This window comes from Peptoniphilus sp. BV3C26 (assembly GCF_000478985.1).
Taxonomy (GTDB): domain Bacteria; phylum Bacillota; class Clostridia; order Tissierellales; family Peptoniphilaceae; genus Peptoniphilus_B; species Peptoniphilus_B koenoeneniae.
This window is the reverse complement of the sequence record NZ_AWXB01000005.1, coordinates 1-24,735: the sequence shown is the minus strand read 5'-3', so window position 1 is coordinate 24,735 and position 24,735 is coordinate 1. Positions and strand designations below refer to the sequence as shown.

The 24,735-nt window shown below is 30.5% G+C and carries 20 protein-coding genes and 1 pseudogene; all 21 read left to right on the top strand.

All coding sequences use genetic code 11. From position 1 onward, the window contains the following. The first annotated feature begins 5 nt into the window (after positions 1 to 5). The 21 genes and pseudogenes from mraY (at position 6) to frr (ending at position 24,634) form a co-directional block, all read left to right on the top strand. Positions 6 to 959: a phospho-N-acetylmuramoyl-pentapeptide-transferase gene (gene mraY, locus HMPREF1253_RS00385; RefSeq protein WP_023054806.1), complete on the top strand. Its 954-nt coding sequence runs from the start codon at positions 6 to 8 to the stop codon at positions 957 to 959. A 9-nt stretch (positions 960 to 968) separates the two neighbouring features. Beyond that, entirely contained in the window at positions 969 to 2,258 is a 1,290-nt protein-coding gene (gene murD / locus HMPREF1253_RS00380; RefSeq protein WP_023054817.1) for a UDP-N-acetylmuramoyl-L-alanine--D-glutamate ligase, read from the top strand. Next, positions 2,258 to 3,352, top strand: a complete 1,095-nt coding sequence (locus HMPREF1253_RS00375) for an FtsW/RodA/SpoVE family cell cycle protein (RefSeq protein WP_023054811.1) — start codon at positions 2,258 to 2,260, stop codon at positions 3,350 to 3,352. Before murD ends, HMPREF1253_RS00375 begins: the two co-directional genes overlap by 1 nt. Continuing rightward, the gene (murG, locus tag HMPREF1253_RS00370) at positions 3,349 to 4,443 is read left to right on the top strand and encodes an undecaprenyldiphospho-muramoylpentapeptide beta-N-acetylglucosaminyltransferase (RefSeq protein ID WP_023054860.1); all 1,095 of its coding nucleotides are present in this window, start codon (positions 3,349 to 3,351) and stop codon (positions 4,441 to 4,443) included. Before HMPREF1253_RS00375 ends, murG begins: the two co-directional genes overlap by 4 nt. Next, complete coding sequence (locus HMPREF1253_RS00365; RefSeq protein WP_023054840.1) at positions 4,444 to 5,205, top strand: cell division protein FtsQ/DivIB; 762 nt, start codon at positions 4,444 to 4,446, stop codon at positions 5,203 to 5,205. A 108-nt stretch (positions 5,206 to 5,313) separates the two neighbouring features. Beyond that, positions 5,314 to 6,375, top strand: coding sequence for a cell division protein FtsZ (ftsZ, locus tag HMPREF1253_RS00360; protein WP_023054810.1), 1,062 nt, complete (start codon positions 5,314 to 5,316; stop codon positions 6,373 to 6,375). Between the two features lie 61 nt (positions 6,376 to 6,436). Beyond that, a complete protein-coding gene (gene nrdR, locus HMPREF1253_RS00355) occupies positions 6,437 to 6,898 on the top strand; it encodes a transcriptional regulator NrdR (protein WP_023054798.1) in 462 nt (153 codons plus the stop codon). A gap of 12 nt (positions 6,899 to 6,910) precedes the next feature. Then, positions 6,911 to 8,201: pseudogene (locus HMPREF1253_RS00350) on the top strand (replication-associated recombination protein A). A 41-nt stretch (positions 8,202 to 8,242) separates the two neighbouring features. After that, positions 8,243 to 9,625 (top strand): asparagine--tRNA ligase, encoded by a 1,383-nt coding sequence (asnS, locus tag HMPREF1253_RS00345; protein WP_023054768.1) that lies wholly within the window; start codon positions 8,243 to 8,245, stop codon positions 9,623 to 9,625. A 9-nt stretch (positions 9,626 to 9,634) separates the two neighbouring features. After that, on the top strand, positions 9,635 to 12,043 hold the full coding sequence (gene leuS, locus HMPREF1253_RS00340) for a leucine--tRNA ligase (RefSeq protein WP_023054809.1): 2,409 nt from the start codon (positions 9,635 to 9,637) through the stop codon (positions 12,041 to 12,043). Positions 12,044 to 12,163: 120 nt separating this feature from the next. Continuing rightward, entirely contained in the window at positions 12,164 to 13,207 is a 1,044-nt protein-coding gene (locus HMPREF1253_RS00335; protein WP_023054795.1) for an inorganic phosphate transporter, read from the top strand. A 4-nt stretch (positions 13,208 to 13,211) separates the two neighbouring features. Further along, positions 13,212 to 13,832 carry a DUF47 domain-containing protein gene (locus HMPREF1253_RS00330; protein WP_023054816.1) on the top strand — a complete coding sequence of 207 codons (621 nt, stop codon included), beginning with the start codon at positions 13,212 to 13,214 and terminating at the stop codon, positions 13,830 to 13,832. A 237-nt stretch (positions 13,833 to 14,069) separates the two neighbouring features. Beyond that, complete coding sequence (gene glmU / locus HMPREF1253_RS00325) at positions 14,070 to 15,452, top strand: bifunctional UDP-N-acetylglucosamine diphosphorylase/glucosamine-1-phosphate N-acetyltransferase GlmU (RefSeq protein WP_023054819.1); 1,383 nt, start codon at positions 14,070 to 14,072, stop codon at positions 15,450 to 15,452. Then, positions 15,449 to 16,417: a ribose-phosphate diphosphokinase gene (locus HMPREF1253_RS00320; protein WP_023054770.1), complete on the top strand. Its 969-nt coding sequence runs from the start codon at positions 15,449 to 15,451 to the stop codon at positions 16,415 to 16,417. The genes glmU and HMPREF1253_RS00320 overlap by 4 nt, the downstream gene beginning before the upstream one ends. After that, the gene (gene pth, locus HMPREF1253_RS00315; RefSeq protein ID WP_023054808.1) at positions 16,417 to 16,986 is read left to right on the top strand and encodes an aminoacyl-tRNA hydrolase; all 570 of its coding nucleotides are present in this window, start codon (positions 16,417 to 16,419) and stop codon (positions 16,984 to 16,986) included. The genes HMPREF1253_RS00320 and pth overlap by 1 nt, the downstream gene beginning before the upstream one ends. A gap of 19 nt (positions 16,987 to 17,005) precedes the next feature. Continuing rightward, a complete protein-coding gene (gene mfd, locus HMPREF1253_RS00310; protein WP_023054800.1) occupies positions 17,006 to 20,455 on the top strand; it encodes a transcription-repair coupling factor in 3,450 nt (1,149 codons plus the stop codon). Positions 20,456 to 20,511: 56 nt separating this feature from the next. Then, positions 20,512 to 21,645, top strand: coding sequence for a peptidylprolyl isomerase (locus tag HMPREF1253_RS00305; RefSeq protein WP_023054779.1), 1,134 nt, complete (start codon positions 20,512 to 20,514; stop codon positions 21,643 to 21,645). 177 nt (positions 21,646 to 21,822) lie between these two features. Further along, entirely contained in the window at positions 21,823 to 22,641 is an 819-nt protein-coding gene (gene rpsB / locus HMPREF1253_RS00300) for a 30S ribosomal protein S2 (protein ID WP_023054837.1), read from the top strand. A gap of 60 nt (positions 22,642 to 22,701) precedes the next feature. Next, complete coding sequence (gene tsf, locus HMPREF1253_RS00295; protein ID WP_023054832.1) at positions 22,702 to 23,349, top strand: translation elongation factor Ts; 648 nt, start codon at positions 22,702 to 22,704, stop codon at positions 23,347 to 23,349. A 10-nt stretch (positions 23,350 to 23,359) separates the two neighbouring features. Then, on the top strand, positions 23,360 to 24,067 hold the full coding sequence (pyrH, locus tag HMPREF1253_RS00290; protein WP_023054824.1) for a UMP kinase: 708 nt from the start codon (positions 23,360 to 23,362) through the stop codon (positions 24,065 to 24,067). 9 nt (positions 24,068 to 24,076) lie between these two features. Further along, positions 24,077 to 24,634: a ribosome recycling factor gene (frr, locus tag HMPREF1253_RS00285; RefSeq protein WP_023054830.1), complete on the top strand. Its 558-nt coding sequence runs from the start codon at positions 24,077 to 24,079 to the stop codon at positions 24,632 to 24,634. The last annotated feature ends 101 nt before the right edge of the window (positions 24,635 to 24,735 follow it).

Sequence of the window (24,735 nt, the reverse complement as noted above, 5' to 3'; positions counted from 1 at the left end):
AAATAATGTTTAGATATATAGCTTCTTTTATGGCAGGCTTGGTTTTTTCTTTAATTTTAGGGCCGATAATAATACCTCTTTTACACAGGCTTAATGCAGGGCAAAGTATTAGAGAAGAAGGTCCTTTAAGCCATTTAGTTAAGGGTGGAACTCCTACAATAGGAGGACTTATATTTTTAATTTCCTTACTTGGATCTACGATTATTACTTTTAATTTTAACTTAGATTCTATGGTTATATTAATATCAACTTTTATATTTGGATCAGTAGGTTTTATTGATGACTATATTAAAGTTGTAAAAAAAAGAAATTTAGGGCTTACGGCGCTTCAAAAACTTTTGCTTCAAATTTTTGGTGCTGTAATACTTCTTATTTTTCAATATAATTCAAAAGATTTATCAACCAATGTCTATTTGCCTCTAGTAAAAAATATGGTTAATTTCGGGATATTTTATATTCCCTTTATAATTTTTGTAATTGTGGGAACGGTAAATTCTGTAAATTTAACTGACGGATTAGATGGACTGGCAAGCGGAGTTACAATTATATGTCTTTTATTTTTTTCAATCTGCGCTTATAAATTTCAAAGACCAGGTATATTAATTTTATGTCTTTCAATGGTTGGAGCTCTAATAGGGTATTTAAAATTCAACAAATACCCTGCAAAAGTTTTTATGGGGGATACAGGGTCTCTTGCCCTTGGAGGAATTGTAAGTGCAGTTGCAGTTATGCTTAATTTGCCTCTTATACTTCCAATTGCAGGGGGGATTTATTTTATAGAAACATTATCTGTTATACTACAAGTTTTGTCTTTTAAGTTAAGAGGAAAAAGAATATTTTTAATGAGCCCCTTGCATCATCATTTTGAGCAACTTGGCTGGAAAGAAACAAAAGTTGTTAAATTATTTTGTTTAGTAGAGCTTATTTTATGTATAATAGCTTATTTTATGATTTTTTAAGGATATATTATGAAAAACATTTTATTAATAGGAACGGGAATAACCGGCAAATCTTTATACGATTATTATAAAGATAAGGATGTAAACTTATACATCTATGATGACAAAGATTTTTCAGGATTTGAAAAAGCAAAAAAATTTGATGGGAATTTTAATAATATAGATTTTCTTGTTAAAAGTCCGGGCATAAAACCTAATCACAGATTAATAGAAGAAGCGGAAAAATTAGGAATAAAAGTTTATTCTGACTTGGAACTTGCTTTTTCTTTACTTAAAACAAAAAATACAGTTGCAGTTACAGGCACAAATGGAAAAACTACAGTTACAATGCTTATAGGTAAGATTTTGGAAAATATGGGAAAGACTTACCTTGTTGGAAATATAGGCAATGGAATCTTTGATTGCTTAGATGAAATTTCAGAAAAAGATTATTTAGTAGTTGAGTGCAGTTCTTTTCAGTTAGCCTTTACAAATAAATTTCATCCCCATGTTGGAGTAATTACAAACATTACAAGTGATCATTTAGATTGGCATGGTAGCCTTTATAATTATCAGGAAGCGAAAAAAAATATTTATAAAAATATGACAAATGAGGACTACCTTATAATTAATTTTGATGATCCATTTTTAAAAACAATGGAAGGGCCAAAGACAAATCTTTTAGCCTATGCCATGGAATACCCACACTTAAATGGAGCCTTTATAAAAGATAATGCTTTTTATACTCTTATTGAAGGAAAACTTGAAAAAATTATGGATACGGATAAAGTTTTACTAAAAGGGGACCACAACAAGGGAAATATCCTTGGAGCAATCCTTGCAGCTAAAGTTTATGGAGTAAAAAATGAAATCATTGAGAAAACTTTAATGGAATTTAAAGGAGCTCCTCATAGAATTGAATTTGTAAGAAAAATAAATGGAGTGGAATATTATAATGACTCAAAGGGTACCAACCCTGATTCTACAGATGTTGCTTTAAAGGCTTTTAAAAATATAATTTTAATTGCTGGAGGCTATGATAAAAAATCAGATTTTTATGAAATGCTGAAAAACAATAAAGATGCAATTAAAAAAATGATTTTATTAGGAGCAACAAAAGATAAATTAAAGAATGAAGGGGAAAAATTAAACATTCCATATCATGTTGTTGATGATTTGGAAGAAGCTGTAAATTTTGCTTATAAAACTGCAAAAAAAGATGATGTTGTGTTATTGTCTCCTGCTTGTGCTTCTTGGGATATGTTTAAAAATTATGAAGAAAGAGGAGACAAATTTAAAGAATTAGTTAGGAATTTATAATGATAAAAAAAACACTTAAAGATGTTGATATGACCTTATTTTTTGTTATTTGCGTAATGCTTTTAATAAGTATTATTTGCATAACAAGCGCATCATATCCTCAAGCGGTAAAATATCATAAAAATGATGCTTTTTTTTATACAAAAAGACATATTTTGAGCATGATTATAGGACTTATCATAATGCTTTTTGCCATTAATTTGCCAAGAACTTTTATTAAAAAGTGGGCACTGGCAGGATTTGTTGCATCAATATTTTTAGGACTTTTATTGTTTACACCAATTGGAGTTAATGAACATGGGCAAGTAAGATCCATTTTAATTCCTATTATAAATAGAAAAATCCAACCTTCAGATTTAATAAAAATTTCATCTATAATATTTTTTGCCGAATATCTTGAAAAAAATAGGCGGAATTTAGATAAAAATGAAGTCTTTATTACTATTTTGGTAATTTTTGCCTTTTCAGCAGGAATTATATTTTTTAAAGACTTATCTACAGCCATAGTAATAGGACTTTCGCTGTTTATTATGTATATAATTGCAGGTATAAGACCCCATCAACTTGTAATTATTTTAGCCATAGGTCTTGTAGCAGTTTTTATTTTTATAAAAATTTTCAGCTATCGTATTGATAGGCTTGTAGGTTTTACCGGTAGTGAAATGAATAAATTTACTTACCACCAATTTCAAAGTTTATATGCCATTGCAATGGGAGGCTTTGCAGGAGTTGGTTTATTTCATTCCAGACAAAGGTACAATGTTTTTGCAGCTCATTCAGATTTCATCTTTTCAATTATATGTGAAGAGTTCGGTCTTTTAGGAGCCATGATAATTTTAGTTTTATTTGTGATATTTATTATTAGAGGTTATACTATAGCTAATAAAGCGTCAAATTACTTTGATAAATTTATGGCTGCCGGAATTACCAGTTATATAGGTTTACAAGCTATATTTAATATTGGAGTAACTTGTAAATTATTTCCTGTAACAGGAATTACTTTACCCTTTATTTCTTATGGTGGAACTTCAATTATTGTTACATTATTTGCTGCAGGATTAGTTCTTGGAATATCAAAAAGAGGAAACAGATGAAATATATATTATCAGGCGGAGGCACAGGAGGTCATATTTATCCGGCCCTTGCTATAGCAAATGAAATTAAGAATAGAGATAAAAATGCGGACATACTTTATATAGGCACAAAAAATGGCCTTGAAGCTGAAATAGTTCCCAAGGCCGGTTTTAATTTTAAAGCCATTGATGTAAAAGGTCTCCCAAGGAAAAAGGTAAATGTTGAAACTGTAAAAACTTTACTTGCTTTATATAAGGGCTTGAGGCAATGTGAAAAAATAATATCAGAATTTAAACCGGATATAGTAATAGGCACAGGGGGTTATGTTTGTGCTCCAATTGTTTTAAAAGCACAACAAAAGCATATACCAACAGTTATTCAGGAACAAAATGCCTATCCGGGTAAAACAAATAAATATCTTGCAAAAAGAGCCTCTTTGATTGCTCTAAACTTTAAAGAAGCAAAAAAATATTTTAATGAAAAAAATGTTATTTTTACAGGGAATCCTATTAGAAGTAATTTTGAACATATTTCTAAAGAAGAAGCTTTAAAAAAGTTGTCTTATGAAGGTAATATAAAAACAGTTTTATCTTTTGGAGGATCAGGAGGTCAGGAATCTACAAATGAAGCAGTTATTGAAATCATAAAAAGCAAAAAAAATTTAGATTTCAGATTTATTCATATAACAGGAAAAGTCCACTATGAGAGTTTTATGAATGCAATAAAAGATATTGAATTACCAAAAAATATAATTATAAAAGATTATTCCTTTGAGATACCGGACTTACTTATGATAAGCGATCTTGTAGTGGCAAGTTCAAGTGCCATGACTCTTGCTGAAATTTCAGCGGTGGGTCTTCCCAGCATTTTGATTCCAAAAGCATACACTGCAGGAAATCATCAAGTTTTTAATGCAAAAAGCTATGCTGAAAAAGGTGCGAGTCAAATTATTTATGAAGACAAATTAAATGGTGAATTGTTATTTGAAAAGATCACCGCTCTTTTAAAAGATGATGATAAATTAAAAGAAATGAGTAAAAATGCTAAAAGCTTAGGTAATATAAGTGCTGTAAAGGAATTAGTGGATAATATTTTAAAAGTAGTTGATTAGATGCAACAAAGAACGAATAAAAAAATAAAAAGACGAAAAGCTAAGAGAAAATTAAAAAAAATAATGTTTTTATTAGTATTTATAATACTGGGTATTTTTCTTGTTTTGAAAGCTGGTCTTTTTAGAATAAAATCCATAGATATAAGAGGAAACAGCCAAGTTAAATCTGAAGAGATACTTAAAGCTGCTGGGCTTAGTCAAGGTCAAAATTATAATTTTACTGAAAAAAATAAAATTATTTTAAACTTAAAAAAACTTTCCTTTGTAAAAGATGCAAATATTAAATTTTCTTTAAGGGGAAATCTTAAAATTTTCATTACAGAAAGGCACCCTATAGGAGAAGTAAAGGGTTTAACCAGCTATATTATTGACGATGAATTTAGAATTTTAAAAACTTCAGATAATTTTAATGACAAACTAATTGATATAGAAGGTATAGATACAAACAAGTATGAAATAGGTGCCTTCATATTTAGAAATGACAAAAATTTAAGAAGTGTTTCTTTAAAACTTTTAAATAGTAAATATAAAGATGAAATCAAGAAAATAAGCTATGATAAAGAAAATTTAAGTTTTACTTTAAAAAATGATATTGAAATCATATTTGGTGGAGATAAAAAATATGATTATAAGATGAAACTTCTTGACAAAGTTTTTAAAGATGTAGAAGAAACTGGCAAAAATATTGTTTCTATTGACCTTGTTTCAGGAGACGACGTAATAGTTGTTTTACAAGATGACACAAATTATGAAAATAATTGAGATAATTATATAGAAAATGACTAAATATAGCATTTTTATTGACTAATTAGAAATTTACTAATAAAATAAAGATAGATTATTATACTTAAAATAAAGAGGAGGAAGTTTATGTTAGATTTTGATATGGATCATGATGATTTCGCCAAAATTAAAATTGTGGGCGTAGGCGGCGGTGGAAATAATGCAGTTAACAGAATGATAAATGCCGGCGTTAAGGGAGTTGAATATTTTGCATTAAATACAGATAGGCAAGCTCTTAAAAATACATTAGCTGAAAATAAAATCCAAATAGGCGAAAAAGTTACAAAGGGTCTTGGAGCAGGAGCTAATCCTGACGTTGGCGAACAAGCAGCGGAAGAATCTAAAGACGAAATCAGAGACGCTCTTGAAGGAGCAGATATGGTGTTTATTACTGCAGGAATGGGAGGCGGAACCGGAACGGGTGCTGCACCGATTGTTGCTGAAGTTGCCCAAGAACTTGGACTATTAACTGTAGGTGTTGTTACAAAACCATTTACTTTTGAAGGATTGAAGAGATCTAAATCAGCAGAACGTGGAATAAATGCATTAAAGGATAAAGTTGATACTCTTGTTATAATTCCTAACGACAGACTTCTTTCTATTTCTGATAAAAAGACAAGTTTTTCTAAAGCTTTTGAAATGGCTGATGAAATATTAAAACAAGGTATACAAGGAATATCCGATTTAATTTCTATACCAAATCTAATTAATCTTGACTTTGCCGATGTTAAGACAATTATGGAGAAAAAAGGCATAGCTCATATGGGTATAGGTATTGCAAATGGAGATGATAGAGCTACAGAAGCAGCAAAACTTGCAATTAATTCACCTCTTCTTGAAACATCAATTGAAGGAGCAAAATCAGTTTTAATTAATATAACAGCAGGAAATGATCTTGGTATTTTTGAAGTTAATGAAGCTGCAGATTTAATTAGAAATTACGTTTCCGATGATGCAAATATTATATTTGGCGCAGGAATAGATGATACATTAAAAGATAGTGTAAAAATTACAGTTATAGCAACAGAATTTGATGAAGAAGAAAATGAAGGTAAAGCAAGACCGACAATTGATAAAATAGGAAATACTGAAATTAATAGGGACAATGGAGAACTGAATATTCCTGATTTTTTGAGAAAAAGAAAATGATTGTTGATTTTTTTAAGGGTGTCATATGATACCCTTTTTTTTATATAAAGGAGATTAAAAAATGAAATGTCCATATTGTGGATATGAAGATTCAAAGGTAACTGACACAAGGCCCACAGATGAGGGAGCTATTATTAGAAGAAGAAGAGAGTGCCCAAAATGTAAATCAAGATGGACAACCTATGAAAGAATGGAAGAAACTCCCATTATAGTAATAAAAAAAGACGGAAATAGACAAAGTTTCGACAGAAGTAAAATTGAAAAGGGAATTATTAAATCTTGTGAAAAAAGACCTGTTCAAATTGATGAAATAGATAGGGCAGTAGACAATATAGAAAAGAGAATTAGAAACTCCATGAAAAGAGAAATTAGCTCCCATGAAATAGGAGAGCTTGTAATGGATGAATTAAAAGATCTTGATGAAGTAAGTTATGTGAGATTTGCTTCGGTCTATAGACAATTTAAAGATACGGAAAGTTTTTTAAATGAACTTGTAAAAATTTTGGAGAAGAAAAAAGAATGAATTTTTTTTGAAATGAATCTTGAAAAACAAGTTAATAAAAGCGCCCCTCTTGCAGATAGATTAAGACCAAAAACAATTGAAGAATTTGTGGGTCAAGATGAAATAATAGGTCCAGGAAAATATATAAACAGACTTTTAAAAGCAAATAAAATTTTTTCCATTATTTTTTATGGTCCACCAGGAGTTGGAAAAACAACTCTTGCGGAGATAATAGCAAATACACTTAATATAAATTTTATAAGACTTTCAGCAGTCACCTCAAATTTAAAAGAATTAAGAGAAGCTCTGAAAGAAGCTGAAGATAATTTAAAATTTAACTCAAAAAAAACAATACTCTTCATAGATGAAATTCATAGATTTAATAAAACCCAACAAGATGGACTTTTACCTTTTGTAGAAAAAGGAATAGTTACCTTAATAGGGGCCACAACGGAAAATCCATATTTTGAAGTAAATGGAGCCCTCTTATCAAGAATGCAGGTTATAAATTTAAAGCCTTTAAAAGAAAAAGATTTGCTCATATTATTAAGCAGGGCCCTTGAAAGCGAAGATGGATTTAAAAATTTAAAAATAGAAATAAGTGAAGGGGCAAAAAGCTTTTTAATTAATAATGCAAATGGAGATGGAAGAGCTCTTTTAAATGCCCTGGAAATAGTTGTTCTCTCTACAGATTCAGATGAAAAAGGACTTATAAAAATAGATACGGAAGATGTGGAAAATTCCATTTTAAAGAAAAACGTAAAATATGATAAAAATGGAAATAACCATTACGATACAATCTCTGCATTTATAAAATCCATAAGAGGAAGTGATCCTGATGCAGGGCTATTTTACCTTGCAAAAATGCTTGATTCTGGAGAAGATCCTAAATTTATTGCAAGAAGATTAATTATTTCCGCATCGGAAGATATAGGAAATGCCGACCCTAATGCATTAAAAGTAGCAGTAAGTGCCTTTGAAGGTCTAAATATTGTAGGAATGCCTGAAGGAAGAATAATACTTGCTCAGTGCGTAACATATCTATCAAGTGCAAAAAAAAAGCAATGCATCATATATGGGCATAGGCATGGCATTAGAAGATATAAAAAGAGGAAAAAACTTTGAAATACCCATGTATTTAAGAGATCCTCACAATCCCTCATTTAATAAAAATTCAAAGTATTTATATCCTCACGACTATCCAAATTCATATGTAAAGCAACAATATTTGCCCGATGAATTTAAAGAGAAAAAATATTATCAACCTAAAGATTCGGGTTATGAAAAAATTATAAAAGAAAACCTCAAAAATATAGATAAATAGACCTTTTATGCTATAATAAAATAATGATTAAGGAGGAAATTATGGTTTTAGATATTAAAGAAGTTCTTACAAACAAGGAATTAATTGATAAAGAAGTGGAAATTGAAGGTTGGATAAAAACATCAAGAGCATCAAAAAACTTTGGATTCATTGAATTAAATGATGGCTCATGTTTTAAATCAATTCAAGTTGTTTATGACAATGAACTTGAAAATTTTGAACAAGTTCAAAAATTTCAATTACCAAGTTCTTTAAAGGTAAAGGGAATAGTTGTAGAAAGTCCGGGAGCAAAACAAAATATTGAAATTCACGGAAAAAGCATTGAACTTATGGGAGTTTCAAATAATGATTATCCCCTTCAAAAGAAAAGACACACAATGGAATATTTAAGGACAAAAGCTCATTTAAGACCAAGGACAAACACCTTTAATGCAGTTTTTAGAGTCAGAAGTTTAATAGCTTTTGCAATTCATAAATTTTTCCAAGAAAATGGTTTTATATACGTTCACACTCCAGTTATTACAGGCTCTGATGCTGAAGGAGCAGGAGAAATGTTTCAGGTTACAACTTTAGATTTAAATGAAGTTCCAAAAGAAAATGGAAAAATAGATTATTCCAAAGACTTTTTCGGCAAAGAAACAAATCTTACAGTTTCTGGTCAACTTGAAGCAGAAGCCTTTGCCCATGCTTTTAAAAATGTATATACATTCGGACCTACATTTAGAGCAGAAAATTCAAACACTACAAGACATGCTGCAGAATTTTGGATGATAGAACCGGAAATGGCTTTTGCAGATTTAAATGACAATATGGAAAACGCTGAATCTATGCTTAAATATGTTATAAATTATGTTCTTGAGAATGCACCAGATGAAATGAATTTCTTTAACAGTTTTGTAGACAAAAATCTTTTAGAAAGACTTCAAAATATTGTTTCAAACGACTTTGGAAGAGTAACTTATACTGAAGCAATTGAACTACTTGAAAAATCAAAAGAAGAATTTAAATATCCTGTAAAATGGGGAATAGACCTTCAAACGGAACATGAAAGATATTTAACTGAAAAGATTTTTAAAAAGCCTATATTTGTAACAAACTATCCAAAGGAAATTAAAGCCTTTTATATGACTTTAAATGAAGACGGCAAAACTGTTGCAGCTTGCGACCTTTTAGTTCCTGGAATTGGAGAAATAATAGGTGGTTCTCAAAGAGAGCACAGACTTGATGTTTTAAAACAAAGAATTCTTGATAACGGTATGGATTTGGAAACTTATGAATGGTATTTGGATTTAAGAAGATACGGTTCAGTAATAACTTCAGGTTACGGTCTTGGATTTGAAAGAGCAGTTATGTATATAACAGGAATGGGAAATATAAGAGATGTCATTCCATTTCCAAGAACAGTAGGATCTGCAGAATTTTAAGGAGAAAAAATGAGAGAATATAATCCTTCAAAAATAGAAAAAAAATGGCAAAAATTTTGGGAAGAAAATAAAACTTTTAAAGCCCAAGATGATAGTTCAAAGAAAAAATTTTATGCTTTAGTAGAATTTCCTTATCCATCAGGACAAGGACTTCACGTTGGACACCCAAGACCTTATACAGCTCTTGATATAGTTGCAAGAAAAAGAAGACTTGAAGGTCAAAATGTTCTTTTTCCAATGGGCTGGGATGCCTTCGGTCTGCCAACGGAAAACTATGCAATAAAGCATAAAATTCATCCTGAAATTGTAACAAAAGAAAATGTAAAAAGGTTTAAAGAGCAATTACAATCAATAGGATTTTCCTTTGATTGGGATAGAGAGATAAACACAACGGATCCTGAATACTATAAATGGACTCAGTGGATATTTTTAAAATTATTGGAAAATGGTCTTGCTTATAAATCTGAAATGCCTATTAATTGGTGCCCTTCATGTAAGGTCGGTCTTGCAAATGAAGAAGTTGTAGGGGGCAAATGCGAAAGATGTGGAACAGAAGTTGTTCAAAAGGTAAAAAGCCAATGGATGCTTAAAATCACAGACTATGCTGAAAAACTAATTCAAGGATTAGATGAAGTTGATTTTATAGATAGAGTAAAATTACAACAAAAAAATTGGATTGGGAAAAGTATAGGAGCACAAGTATTTTTCAATTTAAAAAATTCGGATGAAAAAATAGAAATATTTACAACAAGACCAGACACAATTTTCGGTGCAACTTACATGGTTCTTTCACCGGAACATCCAATTGTAAAAAATCATAAAGAGCAGATCGAAAATTATGAAGAAGTAGAAAAATATGTAAATGAAGTATCCAAAAAAAGCGACTTTGAAAGAAGCGAGTTAAATACTAATAAAACGGGAGTGGAACTAAAAGGACTAAAAGCTATTAATCCTTTAACCAATGAAGAAATACCTATATGGATTTCAGATTATGTCCTTATGTCCTACGGAACAGGAGCAATTATGGCAGTTCCTGGTCATGACACAAGAGATCATGAGTTTGCAAAAAAATTTGGTTTAAAAATAGTTAAAGTAATAGATGGTCCTGATGTTGATGAAAAGCCAAACATTGAAACATCTGAAGGAAAACTTGTAAATTCAGGATTTTTAAATGGTTTAAGTGTAAAAGAAGCAATGGAAAAAATAATTGCTTGGCTTGAAGAAAATAATATTGGAGCAAAAAAGACTAATTATAAATTAAGAGATTGGGTATTTTCAAGACAAAGGTATTGGGGAGAACCAATTCCTGTAGTTTACTGTGAAAAACACGGCTGGGTAGGAATTGATGAAAATGAACTTCCTTTAAAATTACCTAAAGTTGAAGATTATGAGCCATCTCACGATGGAGAATCACCCTTATCAAAAATGACTGATTGGGTAAATACAACTTGTCCAATTTGTGGCGGACCAGCAAAAAGAGAAACAGATACAATGCCTAACTGGGCAGGAAGCTCATGGTATTATCTTCGTTATATAGATCCTCACAATAAAAAAGAATTTGCAGATCAAAACAAATTAAAATATTGGTTAAATGTTGATTGGTATAACGGAGGAATGGAACACACAACTCTTCACTTATTGTACTCCAGATTTTGGCACAGATTTTTATACGACTTAGGACTTGTCCCAACAAAAGAACCCTATCAAAAGAGAACTTCTCACGGAATGATTCTTGGTAAAAACGGAGAAAAGATGTCCAAATCAAGAGGTAATGTAGTAAATCCTGATGATGTTGTAAAAGAATTTGGAGCAGATACTTTAAGAACCTATGAAATGTTTATAGGAGATTTCGAAAAATCAGCACCCTGGAGTGAAGAAGGTGTTAAAGGATGCAGAAGATTTCTTGAAAGAGTTTATAAAGCTTTTGAATTAGTTGATGAAAATCTTAAAGAAAGTAAACTTGAACAATCAATTCACAAAACAATAAAAAAAGTTTCCTTTGACTATGAAAATTTAAAATACAACACGGCAATAGCTTCCCTTATGTCACTTTTAAACGAATTCTATGATGCAGGAAAAATAACAAAAGAAGATTATAAAATATTTTTAATTTTGTTAAATCCCGTAGCTCCACATATAACAGAAGAACTTTGGGAAGAAGGAAAATTCGGCGGATATATCCATGAACAAAAATGGCCAGAATACGAAGAAGAAAAAACAATTTCTTCAATCATAGAAATGCCTGTACAATTTAATGGTAAAGTAAGATTCACCATAGAAATAAATAGACAAGCAGATAAAGAAGAAGTTTTAAAAATTGCAAGAGAAAACGAAAACTATAAGACCTGGACGGAAAATAAAAAAATAGTAAAAGAAATTTATGTTCCGGGAAAAATACTAAATATAGTAGTTAAATAGAAATAAAAAAAGAAAAACTCATCTGTAAAAAGGTGAGTTTTTTATTTTGCAAAAAAAGCTATATAAAAAATGATGTGATATAATAATTTCATAGAATCCAATACGAAAAAAGAGGTTAATATGACTATAGGATTTTCAGAATTTTTAGGAGAAGTTTTTACAAACCCTATTTTATTAATAACAATCATTTTAATAATAGGCGGGATGGTAGTAAACGGAATTACAGACGCATCAAACGCAATAGTAACTTGCGTTTCAACAAGAGCGATAAATGTTGACTATGCCATAGCCATAGCAGGATTTATGAACTTTTTAGGAGTTCTCACAATAATGATGTCAAACACAAGAGTGGCAAAAACAATTTACGGTTTAGTAAACTTTGGGAATAAAAGTGATATTGTTTTTATTGGAATAATCTCAGCCTTAGTATCTGTAATTATTTGGTCTATAGGGGCCTGGCATTTTGACATACCCAGCTCCGAATCCCACGCCCTGGTATCAGGACTTATAGGGTCGAGTCTTGCAGTATCAGGATTTGCAGGAATAGGAATAAAAGAATTTTTAAAAGTTTTTATAGGATTTTTTCTCGCAATTATTTTGAGTTTTTTATTTGGATACTTAATAGTAAATATAATAAAAAAATTTTGTAAGAATAAAGACAGAAGAAAACTTCAGGAACCCTTTAAAAAAGCTCAAATATTTTCAGGAGCATTTCTTGCCTTTATGAACGGAGTCCAAAATGGACAAAAATATTTGGGAGTTCTTTTCATAGTTCTATCAGCCTTTAAAGACAAAGAAACCATAAATAAAATACCCATATACCTACTTTTAATATTCGGTCTTGCAATGGGACTTGGAACAGCAATAGGGGGCAAAAAAATTATAAAATCAATAGGAATGAATCTTGTAAGGATTGAAAACTTTGAAGGTTTTTCCTCCGACATGGGAGGGTCTCTTGCAATCTTAGGAGCAAGTATTTTTGGACTTCCAGCATCCACAACTCACGCCTCTACAAGCGCTCTAATGGGAGTGGGGGCATCAAAAAGATTTTCAAATGTTAACTGGTCATTTGTTTTTAAAATGATAATAACTTGGTTTTTAACTTTTCCAGTTAATATATTCTTGGGATTTTTATTTACAAAACTTATTTTAATAATATGGTGATAATATGGAAAAAATAGAATTTAATTATTTTAAAATACTAAGAGAAATGGTAGAAGGATCCATGGCGGCGGCAACCCTTTTAAATGAAATACTAAATGATTATAAACCTTCAGAATTAATAGCCAGAATGAGCGAGATGCACGAAATAGAACATTCAAACGACGGCCTAATTCATATAACCCAAAGTCATTTAATAAAAGAATTTTTAACTCCTATAGATAGAGAAGACATACAAGTTCTCATTGAAGAGCTGGACGAGCCTACAGACTCAATAGAAGACGTTTTGTTTGCCCTTTATATGTATAACATTCATGAAATAAAACCGGAAGCTTTAAAATTTTCCCAATTAATTTGTAGTGCAACAAACGCGCTTTATGAAGCAATAATTGAATTTCAAAACTACAATAAAAACTCAGAAATTAGAGATAAAATTATAGAAGTAAACAGACTTGAAGAAGAAGGAGATAACCTCCACCTAAATGCTATAAGAAACCTTTATATTAAAGAAAAAGATGCAAAAGAACTTTTAATTTGGACAAGAACCTTTGACAAATTTGAAAGATGTTTGGACGACATTGAAAAATCAGCAAATCTTTTGCAATCAATAATATTAAAAAACTTTTAAAAAATATAAAAAGAGACTTAAAAATTTTAAGTCTTTTTTAAATATTTAAAAAAAATGGTAAAAAATCTTTTGATTTGTTATTGGATAAAAAATAATTAAAAATTAACTTCATATGAGAAAGGTTTTAAAAGGGCCTGTTAAATCAAAGGAATTTAAAATAAATTATAAGTATATTTTACAAAACCTTGTTATAAATCCTGTGTAAAGGTATAATTAATTTATAATTTGAGGTGAAATATGAAAATTGCTATAATCCTTGCGGCAGGCGAAGGAACAAGGATGAAATCAAACCTTCCAAAAGTAATGCATAAAGTGGGAGGTTTTTCTCTTGTAGACCATGTAATCAATTCTTGTTCAGATAAAGTTGATAAAATTATTTTAGTTTTAGGTCATAAAAAAGAAATTGTAAAAGAACATTTTAAAAACAGTAATATTACCATTGTAGAACAACCTATAGGTGGAGAAAATCCTTATGGGACAGGTTTTGCAGTTCTTTGTGCAAAAGATGAGTTTAAAGCTGAGGATTCGGTTCTTATTTTAAATGGAGATACTCCACTTATTGAAGCTAAGACCATTGAGGATTTTTTAACTTATCATAAAAAAAATAATTTTGATTGCAGCGTTTTGTCCGCCCATTTGGAAAATCCCAAGGGCTACGGAAGAATAATAAGACATGGAGATCAAGTTTTAAAAATCGTTGAGGAAAAAGATGCTGATGATTCCGAAAAGCAAATAAAAGAAATTAATTCTGGCATTTTTGCTTTTAAGGGTGGTTTACTAAAGGAATATTTAGGAAAATTAAATACAAATAATGCTCAAGGAGAGCTATATTTAACTGATGTTTTAGGAAACTTAAAAAAAGATAATAAAAATGTCGGCGCCTATACTATTTATGATGAAATTCAGATCCTTGGAGTTAATTCCAGAAGACAATTATGTGAACTTCAAAAAATTCTTAATGAAAAAATAATTAATTTTCATCTTGATAATGGTGTTACCTTTATAGATCCTAAGTCAAGTTATGTTGAAAAGAATGTTAAAATATCTAAGGATACAATTATATTCCCAGGAGTTTACTTAGAAGGAAATACTGTAATTGGAGAAAATGTAATAATTAGAGGAAACACCAGAATTGTAGATTCTACTATAGGTGATAATGTGGAAATAGAATCATCTCTTATTGAAAGTTCTATTGTTTCAAATGGAGTTAAAATAGGTCCATTTTCTCATTTAAGACCAAATTCAAATATTGGTGATAATTGTAAAATAGGAAATTTCGTTGAAATAAAAAATTCAAGTCTAGGAAAGGGCACAAAAGCTTCCCATCTGGCATATGTTGGAGATGCAGATGTTGGGAAAAATGTAAATATAGGTTGTGGTGCTATTTTCGTCAATTATGACGGAAAAAATAAATTCAGAACAATTGTTGGCGATAATGCTTTTATAGGCAGCAATTCAAACTTAGTGGCTCCTCTTGTTGTGGAAGATTATGGCTATGTTGCAGCAGGCTCCACTATTACAAAGAAGGTTTCTAAGGGAGAACTTGCTCTTGAAAGATCAAAGCAATTGAGCTTTAAGGATTGGGTTGAAAAGAAAGGTTTATTAGGAGGAAAAGAATGAATTCATGTAATGGACAATCAGGTAAAATACAAATTTTTACTGGTAATTCCAACCGCGAACTTGTAAAAAAGATTTGCGAAAATTTAGGTATTGAAATGTCTAAATGCGAAGTTAAAAAATTTTCAGATGGAGAAATTCAACTTGATATCGGGGAAACTGCAAGAGGAAAAGATGTTTACATCATTCAATCAACTTCAAGTCCTGTAAATGATAATTTAATGGAACTTTTAATTTTGCTTGATGCTCTTAAACGTGCTTCTGCAGGTAGAATCAATGTTGTTATACCTTACTATGGATATGCAAGGCAAGATAGGAAGACTAAGGCGAGAGAGCCTATAACTTCTAAACTAGTAGCAGACCTTTTAGAAACTGCAGGAGCTGACAGAGTGGTTGCTATGGATTTACATGCGGGACAAATTCAAGGTTATTTTAATATTCCCGTTGATCATCTTTCAGCAATACCTTATCTATCAAATTATTTTGAAAAGTTAGTAAAGAATTCAAATGAAGATTTTGTCGTTGTTTCTCCAGACCTGGGAGGAGTAACACGTGCAAGGACTTTTGCCAATAGATTGAATCTTCCTATTGCAATTATTGAAAAGAGAAGACCTAAGCCTAATGTTTCTGAAGTAATGAATATTATAGGAGAAATTGAAGGAAAAGATTGTATTTTAATTGATGATATTGTTGATACTGCAGGAACTATTTGTCAAGCTGCCAAAGCTCTAAAAGACAATGGTGCAAAAAAAGTTTACGGTTGTGCAACTCATGCAGTTCTTTCCGGTCCTGCTTATGATAGAATTGAATCTTCTGTAATGGAAGAATTTGTAGTTACAGATACAATTAAAGTAGATGAAGATAAATTAAAGGAAAAGTTAACTCAAATAAGTGTCGCTCCAATTTTTGCATCTGCTATAAGAAGAATAAATGGCAATACATCTGTAAGTGAGATGTTTGATAAATAATGCATATAATAGTAGGTCTTGGAAATCCCGGAAATAGATATGAGAATACAAGACATAATATGGGATTTTTAACTATAGACAGATTGGCAAAAAAATATAATGTAAGAGTTGATAAAATAAAATTTAAATCTTTAATAGGTGAATTTTATCTAAACGGTGAAAAGATTATACTTGTAAAGCCTCAAACTTTTATGAATAATAGTGGAGAGGCAGTAAGAGAAGTTATGAACTTTTACAAGGAGGACATAAAAAATCTTTTAGTTGTAGTTGATGACATAGATATTGAATTTGCAACAATTAAGATTAAGAAAAAAGGATCAGCGGGCACTCATAATGGCCTCAAATCAATTATTTATCAGATCCAATCAGATGAATTTCCAAGACTTAAAATCGGAGTCGGAAAAAATAATTTACCTGATTTAGCGGATTTTGTTTTATCAGGATTTGCAGAAACTGAAAAAAAATCTATAAGAGAAACTATTGACTCTGCTGTAGAAGCAATTACAACTTACATTGTAAATGGAATTGATACGGCAATGAATAATTTTAATAACAAGCTGTCTAAATGACAGCTTTTTTGTGGTGGATATGGAAATACTATTAGATAATTTAAAAAATTTAAAATCTTACAAGGACACATTAGAGGCTTTAAAAAAAGAAAGTGCAAAAGTTGGAGCTTTCGGAACAATAGAAGGTTTCACAAGCATCATATCTTATGCTTTATCTTTTAATTATAATGAAATAATTTTACTTACAAGTGATGAGATTCGTGCAAAAAAAATAAATGAGGATTTAAATTCTTTAGGTAAAAAAGCATCTTATTATCCAGCTAAGGATATTTTTCTCTATGAAAGAGATTATAGAAGCATGGATAACATCAAAAACAGGATTAATGCCTTAAAAGAAATAAGTTTAAATAAAGAAAAGATCCTTGTAACAACTTTTAATGGCTTAAAAGATAAAATTACAAGCCCCGATATTTTTAAAAATAATTTTCTTGCAATTTCTATTGGCGCCACATTTGACCTTAATGAACTTGGAAAAATTTTTTATAAAATGGGTTATGAAAGAGTTTTTCAAGTGGAAAGCATGGGGGAATATTGCATAAGAGGAGGAATTGTAGATATATATACTCCTGACGGTCCCATGCGTTTGGAATTTTTTGACAATGAAGTTGATTCAATAAGAAGTTTTGAAATTGAAAGTCAAAGATCAATTGAAAATTTAGAAAATATTTTAATAAGCCCTGCAAAAGAAATAATTATTCCTGATGAAGAAAGAAAAAAAGCGGCTGAAAAAATTGAAAAATCTCTTAAAAAAACAAGGTTAAAGGGAAGAGATTTAGAGAGATTAAAGGAAAAATTCAATCTTTATATTGAAAGGTTAGGTGGCGATTTTCAAGTAAACAATTGGGATTTGCTTCTTCCTTTTATTGATGAAAAATATTTAAGTTCAATTTTTGATTATTTTTCAAAACCATTAATAATTATTGAAGATCCAAGAAAAATTCTTGAAAGAGATAATTCAGACTTAAGAACTTATTTGGAAAATTTAAAAGAATTAATTTTAAATGGAGAAGCTTTAAAAGAACACGAAAATGTTTCTTTTAAAAGTCAGGCTTTAATTGAAAAATTAAATGAAGACAAAGTTTTAACCTTAAACACTCTCTTAAATCCACCAAGTGACTTTACTCCTAAGGATATAGTTAATTTTAAATTAAAATCCATTGTAAATTATAGGGGTCGTTTAAAAATATTTAAAGAAGATATTAATTCGTACTTGTATAAGGGATATAAAATTCTTCTTATGGCAGGGTCTGAAAAAAGAGCTCAAAGACTTTTAATAACTTTAAAAGAACTTGATTTAAAAGGCAGAATAAATAAAGAAAGAAAATCAATTTCTTCAGGAGAAATTGTAATAAGCACAAACAATTTAAGCCAGGGCATTGAAATTGTTGATTCCAAGTTAATAATTTTAAATCAAGGAGATATTTATGAGCAAAATATTAAAAGAAAAAAGAGAAAAAAATCCGACATAAAGCTTTCCGATTTAAAAATAGGAGATTATGTTGTTCATGAAACTCATGGGATTGCCCAATATGTAGGCAATAACATAATGGAAATTCAAGGAATAAAAAGAGATTATTTAACTTTACAATACAGTGGAGGAGATAGGGTTTTTATTCCAATTGAATCTTTGGATATAATTCATAAATATATAGGAAGTGAAGGGGTAAGACCTAAACTTAATAAGTTAAATTCTACAGATTGGCAAAAACAAAAAAGTAAAGCCAAAAAAGCTGTGGAAGAAATGGCTGATTATTTAATAGAGCTTTATGCAAACAGGGAAAATTCCAAAGGTTATCAATATAGTCCTGACACTGAATGGCAAAGGGAATTTGAAAATTCTTTTATTTATGAGGAAACGGAAGGCCAGCTAAGAGCAAGCCAAGAAATAAAAGATGATATGGAAAAACAAAAACCTATGGATAGACTTCTTTGTGCCGATGTAGGCTATGGGAAGACGGAAGTTGCCATAAGGGCAGCCTTTAAAGCTGTTATGGATTCAAAACAAGTTGCTTTTTTAGTTCCTACAACAATTTTAGCCCAGCAGCATTACAATACTCTTGTTGAAAGATTTAGGGATTTTCCAATAAAAATTGCCATGCTTTCAAGATTTAGAAGTCTCAAAGAACAAAAGGAAGATATAAAAGATTTAAAAAATGGATTTGTGGATATTGTAATCGGTACTCACAGGCTTTTGTCAAAAGATATTAAATTTAAAGATTTGGGACTTCTAATTGTTGATGAGGAGCAGAGGTTTGGAGTTAAACATAAAGAATCATTAAAACTTCTCAAAGAAAATGTGGACACCCTTACTTTAACTGCAACACCCATTCCACGAACACTGCAAATGTCCATGATAGGCATAAGAGATATGTCTGTAATAGATGAGCCTCCTGAAGAAAGATTTCCAACTCAAACCTATGTCCTTGAATATAACGACATGATGATAAGAGAGGCAATTTTAAAAGAAATTGAAAGAGACGGTCAAGTGTATTTTGTATACAACAGGGTTTCAAATATGGAAAACAAATTGGCCGAGCTTAGAAAATTAGTTCCTGAGGCAAGTTTTGCCATGGCAAACGGTCAAATGAAAGATAAGGTCCTTGAGGAAACCATGATGTCTTTTTTAAATCACGAGGTGGATGTTCTCTTATGTTCAACTATTATTGAAACCGGTATGGATGTGCAAAATGCAAATACAATGATTGTAACAGAAGCTAACAGACTTGGTCTTTCACAGCTTTATCAGTTAAGAGGAAGAATAGGTAGGTCAAACAGACTTTCCTATGCATATTTTACCTATGATAAAAGAATTTCCATGTCAGAAATAGCTGAAAAAAGATTAAAATCAATTAAAGAATTTACAGAATTCGGCTCCGGCTATAAAATTGCCATGAGAGATCTTGAAATAAGAGGTTCAGGCTCAATTTTAGGAGAAAAACAAAGCGGGCATATTGAAACCATAGGTTATGATTTATACATTAAATATTTACAAGATGCCATTAAGAAGAAAAAGGGTTTGGAAAGTGAAGAAGAGGTAGAAACCACAATAGATATAAAAATTGATTCTTATATACCTAAGACTTATATAAATAATGAAGAAATAACAATTGAGATATACAAAAAAATTGCAGGAGTTTCAAACAATGAAGATTATAGGGATCTTCTTGATGAATTATTTGACAGGTTTGGAAATATTCCAAGAGAAGTTTCCAATTTAATGGATATTTCATTAATTAGACAAACTGCTAAAAAACTTGGTATAATATCAATCGTTGAAATAAATAAAGCTTATGAAATTTCATTTATAAAGGAAAAATTAACCTTACCTTTAATAAATGAAATCAGATTTACTTTTAAAGATCTGGATTTTAATTTAAGAGGACTTCCTAAAATAAGAGTGAGAAATTTAAAAAATCCTCTTGAGGATATAAAAAGTATACTTGCTATTATAGGAAGCCATAAATACTGACAGATATTTTAATTTGTAGTATAATAAGAAAGCTAATAATAAGAGAGGAAGTTTATATGAATATTAAAAAAATAATTAAAGTATGCGCAATAGGAATTACACTTACATCTATGCTCACAGCTTGTGGAGAAAAAGCTCCTCAAGGAGTGGCTGCCACTGTAAATGGAGTTGACATTCCAACAGATAAATTTGATATGGAATATGCAGCCCAAAGAAATTCAATTGTTTTACAATATGGAGAAGATTATTTAAAAGAAGATATGGGCAACGGAAAAGGAACAGTTGACCAAGGAATAAGACAATATGTTTTAAATAATTTAGTTCAAATGGAAATTGTAAAGCAAGACGGGGAAGCAAAGGGTATTAAAGCTGACATTAAAAATGTTGAAGAACAACTGAATGCTTTGTATAAACAAGAAGGCGGTCAAGATAAATTTAAAGAAGCATTAAAGAAACAAGGCTTAACTGAAGAATTCTTTAAGAATTATTTGGAAACAAAAGAATTTTTATCTGAATATACAAAAAAAATGCTTGAAGATTTAAAAGCAACAGATGAAGATGTTAAGAAAGAATATGATGCTCACAAGGATGAATACTTTACAGCAAATGCAGCTCATATTTTAGTTGCTGATGAAAAAGAAGCAAAAGAAATTAAAAAGCAACTTGATGAAGGCACAGATTTTGCAAAACTTGCAAAAGAAAAGTCTACTGATCCAGGTTCAAAAGACAATGGTGGAGAGCTTGGAGATTTTTCAAATGGAGTAATGGATCCAGATTTTGAAAAGGCTGTAAAAAGTTTAAAAGTAGGAGAAATTTCTTCACCAGTAAAGACAACCTACGGATATCATATAATAAAACTTAACAGCTTCAATAATCTTGAATTTGATAAAGTTAAAGACCAAATATCTAAAAAATTAACTGATGAAAAATTCACAAAATATCTAAACGATCTTGAAAAGAAAGCAAAAGTTAAAAAATATATAGATCCTAAAAAAGACTATGAATTAAAAGAAGAGTACAAGGTTGTAGTTCCTAAAAAAGAAAATGAAGAACAAACTAAAAAAGATGACAAAAAAAATAATTCTTCAAATAAAAACACACAAAACCAAAATAAGAACGAAAACAAAAAAACAATAAATAAAAATAGTTTTTATAAATCAGCTGAGAGTCGGCTGATTTATTTTTTTTAAATTATTTACTTCTTAAATTAATATCATTTTTGAAAATTTAAATAGTTGATAAAGATTAACACCTATGGTAAAATAGCTTAGGTATGAAATGACACACATCTTTTGACGATTTTACGTTGCCTATATGGTTTATAAATCGGGTGATGAAGATGGAGGAAATAAAAACGGAGGTGCAAAATGTCAGTTATATCAATGAAAGCTCTTCTTGAAGCCGGAGTTCATTTCGGTCATCAAACAAGAAGATGGAACCCTAAAATGGGAAGATTTATTTTTACAGAAAGAAATGGAATCTATATAATAGATCTTCAAAAAACTGTAAAGAAAATCGAAGAAGCTTATGAGTTTGTTAAAAATCTTACTGCCGATGGCGGAGTTGTTCTATTTGTAGGAACAAAAAAACAAGCTCAAGATGCTATTGAAAAAGAAGCTAATAAGTGCGAAATGCCTTTTATCAACCAAAGATGGTTGGGAGGTCTTTTAACTAACTTTAAAACTATTAAAAGAAGAGTTGAAAGATTACATGCTCTTAATTTAATGGAAGAAGATGGAACTTTTGACTTACTTCCAAAGAAAGAAGTTATAAAGCTTAAACACGAAAGAGACAGACTTGAAAAGTTTCTTGGCGGAATAAAGGATATGAATAAACTACCTGATTGTGTTTTTGTAGTTGATCCTAAAAAAGAAAATATTGCTGTTAAAGAAGCACATATCCTTGGAATCCCGGTTGTAGGAATTATTGACACAAACTGTGACCCTGATGAAATTGATTTTCCAATTCCGGGCAACGATGATGCAATAAGAGCGGTAAAACTTATTACCGAAACAATTGCAAATGCAGTTTTGGAAGGAAAACAAGGGACTCAAATAACTGATTTGAATGATGAAGATTCTGAAGATTCTATGGAAGAAATGGAAATATTTGAAGAAGATTCAGAAGAAGCTATAGAAGAAATTTCAGAAGAAACTATAGAAGAAACTTCAAACGAAGAAGAATAATTAAAAGAGAGTTCTAAAGCCTTGCTTTGAACTCTTTTTTTAAAGTAACAGGAGGTAAAAATGAATATTACTGCACAAATGATCAAAGAGCTTAGAGAAATTACTCAAGCGGGAATGATGGACTGTAAAAAAGCCCTTCAAGAAACTGAAGGAGATATGGAAAAAGCAATTGACTTTTTAAGAGAAAAAGGTCTTGCAAAGGCAGCTAAAAAATCTTCAAGAATTGCATCTGAAGGAATTGTTGCATCTTATATCCACGGTGGAAGAATTGGAGTTTTAATTGAAGTTAACTCTGAAACCGATTTTGTTTCTAAAAATGAAGAGTTTAAAGCTTTTGTTAAAGACATGGCTATGCAAGTTGCAGCTCAAAATCCTAAATATGTTTCAAGAGAAGAAGTTCCTCAAGAAGAATTAGAACATGAAAAAACCGTTTTAAAGGAACAAGCTCTTAACGAAGGAAAACCTGAAAAAATTATTGAAAAAATGGTTGAAGGTAGACTTGAAAAATTCTATGAAGAAATTTGTCTATTAGACCAAAAATTTATTAAGGATCCTGATGTAAAGGTAAAAGATCTTCTTTCAAATCTTGTTGCAAAGATTGGTGAAAATATAAAAATCAGAAGATTTGTAAGATATGAAGTTGGAGAAGGCTTAGAAAAAAGAGAAGAAAATTTCGCTGAAGAAGTAGCAAAACAAATGGGAAACTGAGGTGAGTTTCTTGTCTCCTAAGTATAAAAGAATAATTCTTAAATTAAGCGGCGAAGCTATGGCAGGTGAGAGGGGTATAGGAATAGACCCTGAAACCATAAAAGTTATTGCAAAAGAAGTCGTAAAAATTCATGATTTGAATGTTGAAATAGGTATAGTAGTTGGTGGAGGAAACTTTTGGCGAGGTAGAAGTGCCTCCACAATGGATAGGGCAACCTCAGACTATATGGGTATGCTTGGTACCGTTATGAATGCTCTTGCTCTTCAAGATGCTCTTGAAAGTCTTGAAGTTGATACAAGGGTTCAAACAGCAATAGAAATGAAAGAAGTTGCTGAACCTTATATAAGAAGAAGAGCCATTCGTCATCTTGAAAAAGGCAGAATAGTAATATTTTCAGCTGGTATAGGAAACCCATATTTTTCAACAGATACCACAGCGGCATTAAGGGCTGCAGAAATAAATGCAGATGTTATTTTGCTTGCTAAAAAAGGTGTTGATGGAATATATGATTCAGATCCTAAGATTAATCATGAAGCTGTTAAATATACAGACTTAGACTATAAAGAGATATTGAATAAAGAACTTAAAATCATGGATGCAACTGCAACATCTCTTTGCATGGACAATGATATACCTTTAATTGTGTTTGGCATAGACACTCCATCTAATATGTTGGATGTGGTAATGGGCAAAGACATTGGAACTAAAGTAAAATAGGAGGATGTTATGTTTTCTGATATTAAACGCGACACTGAAAATAAAATGAAAAGAACTATAGAAGTTTTTAGAGAAGATTTAAAAAATATAAGAGCAGGCCGTGCTAATCCTTCGATTCTTGATAAGATAACCGTAGATTATTACGGACAACAAACACCGCTTAATCAGGTGGCGGGAATTTCCGCACCGGAAGCAAGACTTCTTGCTATTCAACCTTGGGAAGCAAAAATGATACCTTTAATTGAAAAAGAAATTTTAAAATCAGATCTTGGATTAAATCCTTCAAATGATGGTAAAATCATAAGACTTGTTATACCCCAACTTACGGAAGAAAGAAGAAAAGACCTTGTTAGGGTTGTTAAAAAGAATGGCGAAGATTCTAAAATAGCTGTAAGAAATATTAGAAGATTGGCTGTAGACGAAGTTAAAAAACTTGAAAAAAATAAAGAAATTTCAGAAGATGATTTGAGAGATTACGAAAAGCAAATTCAAGATTTAACAGACAAATATATTGAAGAAATTGATGAAATAGCTAAGCTTAAAGAAAATGAACTTATGGAGATATAATTAAAGGCCGAAAGGCCTTTTTTTAGGAGGTTTTATGACTTCAAATTTAGAAAAAATCGACCTTTTAAAAGTTCCTAAACATATAGGCATAATAATGGATG

What these genes read in the sequence shown, in the direction of transcription:
- mraY (WP_023054806.1), top strand. Translation starts at nt 6, where the DNA reads ATGTTTAGATATATAGCTTCTTTTATGGCAGGCTTGGTTTTTTCTTTA.
- murD (WP_023054817.1), top strand. Translation starts at nt 969, where the DNA reads ATGAAAAACATTTTATTAATAGGAACGGGAATAACCGGCAAATCTTTA.
- HMPREF1253_RS00375 (WP_023054811.1), top strand. Translation starts at nt 2,258, where the DNA reads ATGATAAAAAAAACACTTAAAGATGTTGATATGACCTTATTTTTTGTT.
- murG (WP_023054860.1), top strand. Translation starts at nt 3,349, where the DNA reads ATGAAATATATATTATCAGGCGGAGGCACAGGAGGTCATATTTATCCG.
- HMPREF1253_RS00365 (WP_023054840.1), top strand. Translation starts at nt 4,444, where the DNA reads ATGCAACAAAGAACGAATAAAAAAATAAAAAGACGAAAAGCTAAGAGA.
- ftsZ (WP_023054810.1), top strand. Translation starts at nt 5,314, where the DNA reads ATGTTAGATTTTGATATGGATCATGATGATTTCGCCAAAATTAAAATT.
- nrdR (WP_023054798.1), top strand. Translation starts at nt 6,437, where the DNA reads ATGAAATGTCCATATTGTGGATATGAAGATTCAAAGGTAACTGACACA.
- asnS (WP_023054768.1), top strand. Translation starts at nt 8,243, where the DNA reads ATGGTTTTAGATATTAAAGAAGTTCTTACAAACAAGGAATTAATTGAT.
- leuS (WP_023054809.1), top strand. Translation starts at nt 9,635, where the DNA reads ATGAGAGAATATAATCCTTCAAAAATAGAAAAAAAATGGCAAAAATTT.
- HMPREF1253_RS00335 (WP_023054795.1), top strand. Translation starts at nt 12,164, where the DNA reads ATGACTATAGGATTTTCAGAATTTTTAGGAGAAGTTTTTACAAACCCT.
- HMPREF1253_RS00330 (WP_023054816.1), top strand. Translation starts at nt 13,212, where the DNA reads ATGGAAAAAATAGAATTTAATTATTTTAAAATACTAAGAGAAATGGTA.
- glmU (WP_023054819.1), top strand. Translation starts at nt 14,070, where the DNA reads ATGAAAATTGCTATAATCCTTGCGGCAGGCGAAGGAACAAGGATGAAA.
- HMPREF1253_RS00320 (WP_023054770.1), top strand. Translation starts at nt 15,449, where the DNA reads ATGAATTCATGTAATGGACAATCAGGTAAAATACAAATTTTTACTGGT.
- pth (WP_023054808.1), top strand. Translation starts at nt 16,417, where the DNA reads ATGCATATAATAGTAGGTCTTGGAAATCCCGGAAATAGATATGAGAAT.
- mfd (WP_023054800.1), top strand. Translation starts at nt 17,006, where the DNA reads ATGGAAATACTATTAGATAATTTAAAAAATTTAAAATCTTACAAGGAC.
- HMPREF1253_RS00305 (WP_023054779.1), top strand. Translation starts at nt 20,512, where the DNA reads ATGAATATTAAAAAAATAATTAAAGTATGCGCAATAGGAATTACACTT.
- rpsB (WP_023054837.1), top strand. Translation starts at nt 21,823, where the DNA reads ATGTCAGTTATATCAATGAAAGCTCTTCTTGAAGCCGGAGTTCATTTC.
- tsf (WP_023054832.1), top strand. Translation starts at nt 22,702, where the DNA reads ATGAATATTACTGCACAAATGATCAAAGAGCTTAGAGAAATTACTCAA.
- frr (WP_023054830.1), top strand. Translation starts at nt 24,077, where the DNA reads ATGTTTTCTGATATTAAACGCGACACTGAAAATAAAATGAAAAGAACT.